The following is an 11,584-nucleotide window of genomic DNA, read 5'->3' on the forward strand; positions in this document are numbered from 1 at the left end:
TCGCGCCGTCCGCGGGCGGACTGCGCCGCCTGCCTTAAACCCTTGAAGGGAGTTCGCTCATGCGCCCCAGCGGCCGGTCCGCCGACCAGCTACGCGAAATCGTTCTGGAAACCAACGTCAACAAGTATGCGGAAGGTTCGTGCCTGGCCCGTTTCGGGGACACGCACGTGCTTTGCACGGCAAGTGTCGACCCTGGTGTGCCTGGCTGGTTGCGCAACAGCGGGCGTGGCTGGGTGACTGCGGAATACGGGATGCTGCCCAGGGCCACGGACGGGCGCACGGATCGCGAGGCCGCGCGTGGACGGCAGACGGGGCGCACCCAGGAAATCCAGCGCCTGATCGGCCGCAGCCTGCGTGCGGTAACGGACCTGACGGCTTTCGGCGAACGCCAGATCCGTCTTGACTGCGATGTATTGCAGGCCGATGGGGGAACGCGCACGGCCGCCATCACGGGTGCCTATGTGGCACTTCACATGGCTTTCGAGCATATGCGTCGCCTGGGTATCATGGCGGAGATTCCGCTGTCCGAGGAAGTGGCTGCGGTTTCCTGCGGTCTCTATCGGGGCGAAGCGATCCTGGATCTGGAGTATGCCGAGGATTCCGAGGCTGGCGCAGACGCCAACTTCGTGATGACGGCCAGTGGCCTTATCGTCGAGGTTCAGGCAACCGCAGAGGATGTGCCCTTCCGCCGCGACCAGTTCGATCATCTGCTGGGGCTGGCCGAGGCCGGCATCAAGCAGTTGACGGAGGAACAGCGTGCCGCGCTGGCCGCGCAGTGAACCGCCCGATGGCTGAGCAGGAGTCTCTTGGAGAACGGCTGGTCATTGCCAGCCACAATCCCGGAAAGGTCCGGGAAATCGCCGCATTGCTGGAGCCTTTCGGCATCCAGGTCGTCTCGGCTGGGGAGCTGGACTTACCGGAACCCGAGGAGACGGGACGAACCTTTGCCGAAAACGCAGCACTGAAAGCGGAAAGCGCAGCCGAAGCTGCGGGACTGCCTGCCCTGTCGGATGATTCCGGCCTGGTGGTTCCGGCCCTGGACGGTGCGCCGGGAATCTATTCGGCGCGCTGGGCGGGTCCGGACAAGGACTTTGCCCTGGCCATGGAAAAGGTGAACGAGAAGCTGGGCGACAGCCGGGATCGGCACGCCTATTTCGTCTGTGTCCTAGCTCTGGCCCATCCCGGTCGGGAGACCCGGGTTTTCGAGGGGCGCGTGGATGGAACCCTGGTCTGGCCCCCCCGGGGCAGCCTGGGGTTTGGCTATGATCCCATGTTCCTGCCCGACGGGCGCCAGGAAACCTTCGGGGAAATGGATCCCGCGGACAAGCATGCCATCAGTCACAGAGCGCGGGCCTTCCGCGATTTCGAAACCTGGTTGCGTGCGGCCGGGTGACAGCCGACAGGGACCTGCAGATGTCCAGTCTCGAAACCCATCCAGAAGCTGACGCTGAGAGTCCGGGCTTCGGGCTCTACATCCATTGGCCCTTCTGCCAATCCAAGTGCCCCTACTGCGACTTCAACAGCCATGTGCGGGACAGCATCGACCAGGACCGATGGCGGCAGGCTCTCCTGCGCGAGCTGGCGCATTTCGCCAACCGTACGGCCGGCCGCAAGCTAACTTCGGTGTTCTTCGGAGGCGGAACCCCCTCGCTGATGGCACCCGAAACCGTGGGCGCGCTGCTTGATGTCCTGCCCCGCTATTGGCAGCTGGACAGCAATCTGGAGGTGACCCTCGAGGCCAATCCCACCTCGACAGAGGCCGGCAAGTTCACAGCCTATCGCACGGCCGGGGTCAATCGGCTGTCCCTGGGCGTTCAGTCCTTTGACGACACGGCGCTCGCCTTCCTGGGGCGCCGCCATTCCGCGGCCGAGGCGCGCGACGCCATTGCGCTTGCCCGGCGGCATTTTCCGCGCTTTTCCTTTGACCTGATCTATGCCCGGCCGGAGCAAAGCCTGGCAAGCTGGGAAGCCGAACTGGAAAGCGCGCTACAGGAAGGCACCGAGCATATCTCGCTCTATCAGCTGACCATCGAGCCCAACACCGTATTCCACGGTGACTGGCGTCGCGGTGAACTGCAGCTGCCCCCGGAGGACCGTCAGGCGCAGCTCTATGAACACACCGCGGCGATCCTGAAGCCGGCCGGCCTGGAAGGTTATGAGATCTCGAACTACGCCCGTCCCGGCGCGGAGAGTCGCCACAACCTGGTCTATTGGCGCTATGGCGACTACCTGGGCATCGGACCGGGTGCGCATGGCCGCTTGAGCTTTGACGGAGCGCGTTATGCCCTGCGCCAGCACCGGGCGCCCGAAGCCTGGCTGGAAAGCGTGGAGGACCAGGGGCATGCCACACGTGCGGAAAGCGCTCTCACGCTTGAGGAACGCCTGACCGAACGCCTGATGATGGGCTTGCGTCTGGACGAGGGAATCAGCCGTGCGGCTGTCGAAGCCGAACAGGGCCGGTCCCTTGAGGCCTTGCTGGATCCTGAACGCCTGACGGCGCTTTGCGAAGCTGGCTACCTGGAACTGACGCACGAGCGTTTGCGCGCCCTGCCAGCCGGGCGCCAGCGTCTTGACGCCCTGCTCGGTTTCCTCCTGGGGTAAGGCTCCCTCCCGACTTGACCTGCTTCAGTTGAGCAGGCGTTCAAAGCTGCTTGGGGCCGGGTCCAGGCGCTGGAAGCCGTTGTCGGTCAATTCGTAAACCGCCAGACCGCGCTCCACCTCACCATTCGGCAGCATGCGGAACAAACCGTCCACACCGGTATAGCCGTCGCTGTCCGTCAGCACAGCCTCATCGTAGACCATCGAGTTGTCGCCGGTTTCGGCGTCACGCGCCAGGGCCGCGGCGAGGGCCGTGGCATCATAGGCGATGGAGGCGACACGCGGCGGTTCTTCGCCATAAAGGTCTTCATACTGGCGGGCAAAGGTCTCCCAGTTGTTGTGCTCGGGGGCTGCAAACCAGCCTCCGGAAAGCACGGGATCGCGACCGAGGTTACCGTTTTCCCAGAGGCGTGAGCCCAGAAGCTGCACGATTTCGGGATTGATGTCGTAATAGGGCAGCAGTGGTGCAATGTTCTCAACTTCGCGCCCGCCGGCCGGGATCAGCAGGCTGTTGAAGCCAGTCACGCCCATGCCCGAGCCGCTTATGGTGGTCTGATCGCCGCTGGTCTGGCTGGCGGACTGGGCCAGCGCGCGTACATCGTTGCTGATGTCCACGTCTGCCGGGTCATAGGATGCGCTCTGGGTGATCGTTGCCCCATAACGCGAAGCGGCGCGCTGGGCGGCATCCTGAACGGCCTGCCCATAGGAGTTGCGCGGGGCCAGGATCGCGATCCGGTCTCGACCCTGCTCCACCGAGTACTGGATGACGCGGGTAATGTCGTTGGCCGGGCCGATTCCCATCACGTAGACGCCGGGGGCCGCCACGGACCGGTCATTGGAAAAGGCCAGGACGGGGACCCCGGCTCGCGTGGCCTGGGGCCCGATCGCGGAGACGGACTGCGAGAACAGGGGACCCAGTACCAGTTGCACGTCTTCGTTCAGGGCCTCGTCCATTGCATCCTGCGCCTCGCGTGCGGTGTCGCCCGCGTCCTTGACGACAAGTTCGAAATCGTTTCCGGCCAGGCGGAACAGAGCCATTTGGGCGGCATTCACGAGGCTGCGCCCCAGTGCACGATGCTCGCCGCTGAGTGGCGCCAGCAAGGCGATACGGGTACGGCCGTCATCATAGGCCGCGAATTCTCCGTCCATACCGGCCTGGCTTTCTGGCGCAGCGCTTTCTCCGACCTGTTGCGCGCCGCTGTCCGGCTGCGTAGCCTGCTGTGACTGGCAGGCGGCAAGGCCGAGGATCAGGAAAATGGCGAGAAAACGAGTGGGCAGCAGGCTCATGGACGATCTCCTAACAACAAAGCGGCCTTCCGGCTGAAAGGTGCAGACAGGAATGCAATCCTCTTCACAGCCGTTGGCACCGCAGCTTTACCTTGTTGCGGTACCGATCGGCAACCTTGCAGATATCACTCTGCGAGCCCTGGATGTTCTTTCCAGGGTCGATCTGCTTGCCTGTGAGGATACCCGCATGACGGCGCGTTTGCTACAGGCGCATGGAATCGAGCGTTCCCTGACGGCCTATCATGAGCACAATGCCGCGCGTGTGCGTCCCAAACTTCTGTCTGCGCTGGGTGGTGGCAAATCTGTGGCGCTGGTCAGCGATGCCGGGACGCCGTTGGTTTCGGATCCCGGTTACAAGCTGGTCCGTGAAGTCCAGGAGGCCGGATACGAGGTGACCGCGCTGCCCGGCGCGTCGGCCGTCCTGACCGCCCTGACACTTTCAGGCCTCCCCCCGGACCGATTCTATTTCTCAGGTTTCCTGCCTTCGCGCAGCGGTGCGCGAAGGAATGAACTGGAAGCCCTGCAGAGCATACCTGGAACGTTGGTGTTCTATGAGTCGCCGAACCGTCTTGCGGCCTGCCTGCGCGACATGAGGGACGTTCTCGGTGGCTATCGCCAGGCCGCCGTGGCGCGGGAACTCACCAAGCTGTACGAGGAAGTGCGGCGGGACAGCCTGGAGGCGCTGGCCGAGCATTACAGCCAGCAGGGTGCACCCAAGGGAGAGATTGTCGTCCTCGTCGGTCCCCTGTCAGACAGTGCGCGCGCCGCTGCGGCAGAGGACAACCTTGACGATCGGCTCCGGGCGGCGCTGGCCGAGAGCAGCCTGCGCGATGCCGTGAACAGGGTAAGCTCAGAAAGTGGCCTGCCGCGGCGACGCGTTTACGCCCGTGCCCTGGAATTGACGAGCAAATCCGGAACATGAGCCGGTCTGCACGTCTTTCAGCCTGGAAGCGGGGCCGGCGTGCCGAAACGCTGGCCAGTTTCTGGTTGCGTATGAAGGGCTACCGTGTCCTGGCGCAGGGCTTGCGAACTCCAGTCGGCGAAATCGACCTGGTGGTAAGCCGGGGTGCGATCCTGGCTTTCGTGGAGGTCAAGCATCGGGCAACGCATGAACAGGCGTTGCTGGCAATAACCGAGCGCCAGCGCCATCGCATAGAACGAGCGGCAAGCTACTATCTCTCCCGCCGGCCCGAGCTGGCCGAGCGCCAATTGCGCTTTGACGGGCTTTTGCTGGTGCCCGGGCGCCTGCCGCGCCACTTGCCGGATCTGTGGCGTCCATGAAAGCCGACCTGTTCAGGAATTGCAGGAATGACGTATGATCCTGTCGTTTCATATGGAGGCAATCCCTTCTTTATTTTCCAGGAGGAACAGCTTGCATTGGCAGCCGAGTGAGACAGCACTGCCGGCCTGGTTTTCCGCGGCCCATCTGCCCGTCGCCCATCTGTATGTGTACGCCGTACGCGGCCTCTTCCTGTTGACTCTTGTCGTGATCCTGGCACTGGCAGGAGGATGCAGCCGCACCGGCATGATCGTGGGAGCCGCGGCCACGGGGGGTGTTGCAGCCAGCAAGGACAAGGGTTTCTCGACCACGGCGGACGACACGCGGATCCGCTTCGAGCTGAATGCCTTGCTGCTGCAGGAGGATTTCGAGATCTACAACGCCGTCCACCTTCAGGTGGAGGAAGGACGCGTACTTTTGAGCGGCAATGTGCCGACACCCGAGGACAAGATCCAGGTCTTCCGATTGGCCTGGCGTCCGGAGGGGGTGAATGAGGTTATTGATGAGCTGGTTGTGGATGACACCTCAAGCCTGAGCGATGCCGCACTGGATCGCTGGATCGAGTTGCGCCTGGATACGCTTCTGCTGTTTGACGTGGACGTCAAGGACATCAACTATTCCACTGAGGTGGTGAACCAGAGGGTCTACCTGATCGGAATCGCACGCAGCGAGGATGAACGCGAACGGGTCGTGGCGCATGCCAAGTCCGTGCCTTATGTTAAGGGTGTCACGGATTACCTGCGCGTGCTGGCCGACGAAAACGTAACAACGGGACCAGACTGAGAAACAAGAGGAGGTCACGGGTGAACAGCATACCCGCAACGACCCGCAAGGATATCGAGAGAGAACTGCAGGAGACCGGCAAGCTTCCCGACGAGGACATCGACCTGGCGCACACCGCCCTGTTGCTGGCGGCCTTGGAGCGCCCCGGCGTGGAGCTATCCACTTACGAACGGCATCTTTCCGAGTTGGCACGGGAAGCCGGCGCTCGCCTGATTTCCGAGAATGCGGGAGATAACCTGGAGAACATTGTCGGTGCCATGAATCGGGTCGTCTATCAGCAATTCGGATACAAGGGCGATGACGAAAACTACGACGACCTGAACAACGCCAACCTGATGTCCGTCATTGACCGCCGACACGGCCTGCCGGTGGCTCTCGGTATCCTCTATCTTCATATAGCGCGTCGCCTGGATTGCGAAGCCGTGGGCCTGTCCTTTCCCGGACACTTCCTGATCCGGGTCGGCTTCGGCGGTGAGCGCTGCATACTGGACCCCTTCAATGAGGGGCGCAGTTGCACTCCTGCCGACATGCGCCAGCTGCTCAAGGCGATGGCGGGGGTGGAAGCGGAATTGACCCGTGACCATTACAGCGCCAGCGGAAACCTGGAAATTCTTCTCAGGCTCCAGAACAACCTGAAACTGCGCCTGCTGAAAGCGCAAAGAGCCGACGACGCTCTGCCGGTGGTGGAAAGGATGCTACTGCTTGCACCGCAACGGGCCGAGCTTTGGCGGGAAGCCGGCTTGATCCACAATCATCTGGGTCGGTTGCACGAGGGAATCCATGCATTGGAGCAGTATCTCGATCTGGCCGGACCGGACAAGAACAGGCAGGACACCGCCCGCTTGCTTGAGGAGATGCGCGGGCGCCTGATTTGAAGCCTGAAGCCGGCCGGCCTGATGCGTTACGGCTGGGAATAGCTGTCGGAGAATGCTAAGGCCTGCAGCGGGCCGCAGACTGGACACGCGTGATCAAGGAGAAGTCATGTCACTTGCCGTTGCCATCCAGATGGATCCAGTGGAACCCATCGACATTAATGCCGACAGTACCTTTGCCCTGGCAATGGAAGCGCAACGCAGGGGGCATGGACTGTATCATTACCTGCCCCAGGACCTGACCTATTATAACGACCGGGTCTATGCCACCGTACGTCCCGCCGTCTTTCAACGTGAAGCGGGCCGGGCGGCCACCCTGGGTGAAGCGGAGAGCCTGAACCTTGCCTGTATGGATGTGGTGCTCATGCGCCAGGATCCCCCCTTTGACATGTCCTACATCACGGCAACGCATCTGCTGGAGCACCTGCCGGCCTCGACACTCGTGGTGAACAATCCCGCCGAGGTACGCAATGCGCCTGAAAAGCTGTTCGTCACCCATTTTCCGACGCTGATGCCGCCGACGATGATCACGCGCAGCAAGGCTGAAATCGAATCCTTCCGGCGTGAGCACAGGGACATCATCGTCAAACCGCTGTTCGGCAATGGAGGCGCTGGGGTCTTCCACCTGAAGGAGGGTGATGAGAACCTGAACTCCCTGCTGGAAATCTTCACGCAAATCTCACGCGAACCATTGATCGTGCAGAAGTATCTGCCGGAGATCCGCAAGGGGGACAAGCGGATCATTCTGGTCGATGGTGAGCCCGTTGGGGCCATCAACCGGGTCCCGGCCGAGGGCGAAGCTCGCTCGAACCTGCATGTCGGCGGCCGCGCCATGGCGGTGGAACTCTCCAAGCGCGATCGTGAGATCTGCACGACCATCGGCCCGATCCTGAAGGAGCGTGGCCTGATCTTCGTGGGCATCGATGTCATCGGCGACTACCTCACCGAGATCAACGTGACCTCGCCCACCGGACTGCAGGAGCTGGAACGCTTCGACAACGTCAATGCCGCCGGTCATATCTGGGATGCGATCGAATCACGTTTCAAAGGCCTGATGCCGGAATAGTGCGCCCAAGGTCTCTATCCAGCTCTGATACACAGGGGGGCGGACCATGCCTGATGTTTTCAGTGCCGTCGCATATGCCTTCATGGCGGGAGCCACCATTCCACTTGGCGGATTTGCAGCGCGGATCGAGGATTTTCGCCCCCAATGGCTGGAAACGGAATTCCGCCATTCGGTGATCGCTTTCGGCGGTGGCGCCTTGTTGGCGGCGGTGGCTCTGGTCCTGATTCCCGAAGGCATGAAACTGACCTCGCCGTCCTTCGCTCTTCCTGCCTTCACCCTGGGCGGGGTCTGTTTCTTCGTGGTGGACTACCTGATGGCCCGGGCAGGCGGATCGGCCTCTCAGTTGATGGCCATGCTGCTGGATTTCGTGCCGGAATCCCTGGCGCTGGGAGCCATGCTGGCCACAGGCAAGGCGGCCGGGCTGCTGCTTGCCGGTTTGATTGCCCTGCAAAACCTGCCTGAGGGCTTCAATGCCTATCGCGAGCTGCGTTCGGGAAACCGCTTGCCGGCAGGCGGAATCCTGGCCGCCTTCTGCGCCATCGTCCTGTTGGGCCCGCTGGCCGCCTGGATCGGTTTCAGCTACCTCCATTCCCTGGAGAACCTGCTGGGAAGCATCCTGTTCTTCGCTGCCGGCGGCATTCTCTACCTGAATTTTCAGGACATCGCGCCGCAAGCCCACCTGGAGCGCCACTGGGCGCCGCCATTGGGCGCGGTTGCCGGCTTTCTTCTCGGGCTCTGGGGTCATATGCTGTTGCATTAAAGGAGAAAAAGGATGACAGCGGCAGCGAACACCGCAGAGACGGCCAGCGCCAATAGAACGGCATTCGTTGTTCTCAGCGCGCTCAGTCTCTGCCATTTCCTGAACGACATGATGCAGTCGCTGCTGCCGGCGATCTATCCTGTCCTGCAACAGAACTTTGCGCTCAGCTTCACGCAGATCGGCCTTCTGCATCTGGCCTTCCAGGTCACGGCCTCGTTGCTGCAGCCGGCGGTGGGCTTCTATACGGACCGCCGACAGCGTTTCCGCCTGCTGTCCGTGGGAATGGGCTGTACGCTGGTGGGGCTGCTGCTGCTGGCCAGCGCGCAGCATTATCTCTTCCTGCTGTTTGCCGCCTGTGCGGTGGGACTGGGGTCCTCGATCTTCCACCCCGACGCCTCGCGGCTGGCCCGCACGGCCTCGGGCGGCCGCTTCGGCCTGGCTCAGTCGATCTTCCAGGTGGGCGGCAATGCCGGCACGGCCGTCGGCCCGCTGCTTGCCGCCTATGTGGTCCTGCCGCTGGGACAGCCGGGAGTGGCCTGGTTCTCCGCCGTGGCCCTGCTGGGAATGCTGATTCTCTGGTGGGTGGGGTCCTGGGCGAAGCGACAACACCTCCAGGCCAGCAGGAAGACAGCGACGGTCTCACGTGCCTTGCCCCTGCCGCGCCGGCGTATCCTCTTCGCTATTGGCGTGCTGGCGATGCTGATCTTCTCCAAGTACGTCTATCTCTCCAGCCTGACCAGTTATTACACCTTCTACCTGATCGAGACCTTCGGGGTGACCATCCGGCATTCCCAGATCCTGCTGTTCGTTTTCCTGGGGGCAGCGGCCGTGGGCACCATTCTGGGCGGACCGCTGGCCGACCGAATCGGCCGGCGTCCGGTGATCTGGATCTCCATCCTGGGGGTGCTGCCCTTCACCCTGATGCTGCCGCACGCCAGCCTCTTCTGGACCGGCGTGCTGTCGGTGGTCATCGGCCTGGTTCTGGCTTCGGCCTTCTCGGCGATCGTCGTCTATGCACAGGAACTGGTGCCCGGGCGCGTGGGGCTGATCTCCGGACTGTTCTTCGGTTTTGCCTTCGGCATGGGCGGGCTGGGGGCGGCCATTCTGGGTGTCCTGGCCGATGCCTACGGGATCGGCTTCGTCTATCAGCTTTGCGCCTTCCTGCCTTTCCTGGGCCTGCTGACAGCCCTGTTGCCCCGGGAATCACAGCTGCGCGGGGCATGATGCCCTCAATCTGATGGGCTAGCGAATTCCGAATTCAATTCGATACAGATAAAATCCCGTCGAAAATGGGTGACTTTTGATGCCCTCTGCCGTAACACCAAATGGTGGTAGTTGATCAGGCGGGGGCATTGCATGGTCGCACGTATCGGGACGGTGGCCTTCCAGGGGGTCGAGGTTGTCGATGTGGATGTCCAGGTCCTGGCGACCTCGGGCATGCCGAAATTCCTGGTGGTCGGCCTGGCCGACAAGGCGGTGGCCGAAAGCCGCGAGCGCGTAACCTCGGCCTTGACGGCGCTGGGCCTTTCGCTGCCGCCCAAGCGGATCGTGGTCAACCTGGCCCCGGCCGACTTGGTCAAGGAAGGCAGCCATTACGACCTGCCCATCGCCCTGGCCCTGATGGCCGAGATGGGGGTCCTGCCGGCCGATGCCCTGGCCACCCACCTGGCGCTGGGCGAGCTCTCGCTGGATGGACGTATCAATCCCGTGGCAGGTGTCCTGCCGGCGGCGATCCATGCCTCGGCGCGCAGCCTGGGCCTGGTCTGTCCCGCGGCGCAGGGTGGCGAGGCGGCCTGGGCCCCGGATATCGAGATCCTGGCCCCGCGCGACCTTCTGGGCCTGGTCAATCACATCAAGGGCAGCCAAGTGCTCTCCCAACCCCAGGCGGCCCTGGCCGAGAGCGATGTGTCTACGCCAGACCTGGCTGAGATCAAGGGCCAGGAATCGGCCAAGCGTGCGCTGGAGATCGCGGCGGCCGGAAATCACAACCTGCTTATGACGGGCCCGCCCGGGTCCGGAAAGTCCATGCTGGCTCAGCGCCTGCCCGGACTCCTGCCTTCGCTGTCACCGGCCGAGGCGCTTGAGGTTTCCATGATTCATTCCGTGGCCGGGACCCTGGAGGAAGGCAAGCTGTTGCAGCACCGGCCTTTCCGCGATCCGCACCACTCGGCCTCCCTGCCCTCGCTGGTCGGCGGCGGGCATCGCGCGAAACCGGGGGAGATCTCCCTGGCCCATCACGGTGTGCTCTTCCTGGACGAATTGCCGGAGTTTGCCCGCTCCACCCTGGAATCCCTGCGGCAACCGCTGGAAACGGGACGTGTGTCCATTGCCAGGGCCAACGCCCATGTGACCTATCCGGCACGCGTCCAGCTGGTGGCCGCCATGAATCCCTGTCGTTGCGGGTATCTGGACGATCCGGCGCTTGCCTGCAGCAAGGCCCCTCGCTGTGGCCAGGATTACCAGGCGCGCATCTCGGGTCCGCTGTTCGATCGCATCGACCTGCATGTGGATGTCCCGGCGGTCAGCGCGGCGGATCTGGCCCTGCCTCCGCCCGCCGAGGGCAGTGTTGATGTGGCCGCGCGTGTGGCCCGGGCGCGGGCGCGCCAGGCACAGCGTAACGGAGCCGTGGGTGATGGCATCGAGGGCCGCTGCCTGACCAATGCTGAGCTGGACGGCCAACGCCTGGAAAGCTGTGCGGAGCCCGACAGCGAGGGCCGCAGCCTGCTGCAGGAGGCTGCCAACCGCATGAAGCTCTCGGCCCGTGGCTACCATCGTGTTCTGCGTGTGGCCCGGACCTTGGCCGACCTTGAGGACTGTGAGGGGGTCCGGCGCCTGCACGTCGCAGAGGCACTGGGTTATCGCCGCATGATGGCGGCAATGGCGTAGCCGGCTTCCAGGCCGCTCTTTCCACTTGGCGCTTACATGTTAATCTGCCCTAC

General features: G+C 63.2%; 12 protein-coding genes. 11 read left to right on the forward strand and 1 reads right to left on the reverse strand.

The window, feature by feature from the left end; translation table 11 throughout:
• Positions 1 to 59: 59 nt before the first annotated feature.
• Genes rph through hemW form a run of 3 tightly spaced genes read left to right on the forward strand, consistent with a single transcriptional unit; the run spans position 60 to position 2,601 of the window.
• Positions 60 to 779, forward strand: a complete 720-nt coding sequence (rph, locus tag BP38_RS0104975; RefSeq protein WP_026986834.1) for a ribonuclease PH — start codon at positions 60 to 62, stop codon at positions 777 to 779.
• Positions 780 to 787: 8 nt separating this feature from the next.
• Entirely contained in the window at positions 788 to 1,393 is a 606-nt protein-coding gene (rdgB, locus tag BP38_RS0104980; protein WP_026986835.1) for an RdgB/HAM1 family non-canonical purine NTP pyrophosphatase, read from the forward strand.
• Positions 1,394 to 1,413: 20 nt separating this feature from the next.
• Positions 1,414 to 2,601 carry a radical SAM family heme chaperone HemW gene (gene hemW / locus BP38_RS0104985; RefSeq protein ID WP_035723612.1) on the forward strand — a complete coding sequence of 396 codons (1,188 nt, stop codon included), beginning with the start codon at positions 1,414 to 1,416 and terminating at the stop codon, positions 2,599 to 2,601.
• A 24-nt stretch (positions 2,602 to 2,625) separates the two neighbouring features.
• Here the strand turns inward: hemW and BP38_RS19090 are convergent, their stop codons facing one another.
• Complete coding sequence (locus BP38_RS19090; protein ID WP_051608983.1) at positions 2,626 to 3,885, reverse strand: penicillin-binding protein activator; 1,260 nt, start codon at positions 3,883 to 3,885, stop codon at positions 2,626 to 2,628.
• 52 nt (positions 3,886 to 3,937) lie between these two features.
• Between BP38_RS19090 and rsmI the strand changes: the two genes are divergently transcribed.
• The 8 genes from rsmI (at position 3,938) to BP38_RS0105030 (ending at position 11,531) form a co-directional block, all read left to right on the forward strand.
• A complete protein-coding gene (gene rsmI / locus BP38_RS0104995) occupies positions 3,938 to 4,807 on the forward strand; it encodes a 16S rRNA (cytidine(1402)-2'-O)-methyltransferase (protein WP_035723615.1) in 870 nt (289 codons plus the stop codon).
• Complete coding sequence (locus tag BP38_RS0105000) at positions 4,804 to 5,166, forward strand: YraN family protein (RefSeq protein ID WP_035723618.1); 363 nt, start codon at positions 4,804 to 4,806, stop codon at positions 5,164 to 5,166. The genes rsmI and BP38_RS0105000 overlap by 4 nt, the downstream gene beginning before the upstream one ends.
• 91 nt (positions 5,167 to 5,257) lie before the next feature.
• Positions 5,258 to 5,947, forward strand: a complete 690-nt coding sequence (locus BP38_RS19095) for a BON domain-containing protein (protein ID WP_051608984.1) — start codon at positions 5,258 to 5,260, stop codon at positions 5,945 to 5,947.
• Between the two features lie 20 nt (positions 5,948 to 5,967).
• Positions 5,968 to 6,822 (forward strand): SirB1 family protein, encoded by an 855-nt coding sequence (locus BP38_RS0105010; RefSeq protein ID WP_245602321.1) that lies wholly within the window; start codon positions 5,968 to 5,970, stop codon positions 6,820 to 6,822.
• 106 nt (positions 6,823 to 6,928) lie between these two features.
• Positions 6,929 to 7,885 (forward strand): glutathione synthase, encoded by a 957-nt coding sequence (gene gshB, locus BP38_RS0105015; RefSeq protein WP_026986840.1) that lies wholly within the window; start codon positions 6,929 to 6,931, stop codon positions 7,883 to 7,885.
• Between the two features lie 46 nt (positions 7,886 to 7,931).
• Complete coding sequence (locus BP38_RS0105020) at positions 7,932 to 8,645, forward strand: ZIP family metal transporter (RefSeq protein WP_026986841.1); 714 nt, start codon at positions 7,932 to 7,934, stop codon at positions 8,643 to 8,645.
• A gap of 12 nt (positions 8,646 to 8,657) precedes the next feature.
• Positions 8,658 to 9,869, forward strand: a complete 1,212-nt coding sequence (locus BP38_RS0105025; RefSeq protein WP_026986842.1) for an MFS transporter — start codon at positions 8,658 to 8,660, stop codon at positions 9,867 to 9,869.
• Positions 9,870 to 10,001: 132 nt separating this feature from the next.
• Positions 10,002 to 11,531, forward strand: a complete 1,530-nt coding sequence (locus BP38_RS0105030; RefSeq protein ID WP_026986843.1) for a YifB family Mg chelatase-like AAA ATPase — start codon at positions 10,002 to 10,004, stop codon at positions 11,529 to 11,531.
• The last annotated feature ends 53 nt before the right edge of the window (positions 11,532 to 11,584 follow it).

This window comes from Fodinicurvata fenggangensis DSM 21160, from assembly GCF_000686045.1.
Classification (GTDB): domain Bacteria; phylum Pseudomonadota; class Alphaproteobacteria; order Kiloniellales; family DSM-21159; genus Fodinicurvata; species Fodinicurvata fenggangensis.

Bases quoted from the DNA above. Each gene is read 5' to 3' on its own strand.
- rph (WP_026986834.1), top strand. From the start codon at position 60: ATGCGCCCCAGCGGCCGGTCCGCCGACCAGCTACGCGAAATCGTTCTG.
- rdgB (WP_026986835.1), top strand. From the start codon at position 788: ATGGCTGAGCAGGAGTCTCTTGGAGAACGGCTGGTCATTGCCAGCCAC.
- hemW (WP_035723612.1), top strand. From the start codon at position 1,414: ATGTCCAGTCTCGAAACCCATCCAGAAGCTGACGCTGAGAGTCCGGGC.
- BP38_RS19090 (WP_051608983.1), bottom strand. From the start codon at position 3,885: ATGAGCCTGCTGCCCACTCGTTTTCTCGCCATTTTCCTGATCCTCGGC.
- rsmI (WP_035723615.1), top strand. From the start codon at position 3,938: ATGCAATCCTCTTCACAGCCGTTGGCACCGCAGCTTTACCTTGTTGCG.
- BP38_RS0105000 (WP_035723618.1), top strand. From the start codon at position 4,804: ATGAGCCGGTCTGCACGTCTTTCAGCCTGGAAGCGGGGCCGGCGTGCC.
- gshB (WP_026986840.1), top strand. From the start codon at position 6,929: ATGTCACTTGCCGTTGCCATCCAGATGGATCCAGTGGAACCCATCGAC.
- BP38_RS0105020 (WP_026986841.1), top strand. From the start codon at position 7,932: ATGCCTGATGTTTTCAGTGCCGTCGCATATGCCTTCATGGCGGGAGCC.
- BP38_RS0105025 (WP_026986842.1), top strand. From the start codon at position 8,658: ATGACAGCGGCAGCGAACACCGCAGAGACGGCCAGCGCCAATAGAACG.
- BP38_RS0105030 (WP_026986843.1), top strand. From the start codon at position 10,002: ATGGTCGCACGTATCGGGACGGTGGCCTTCCAGGGGGTCGAGGTTGTC.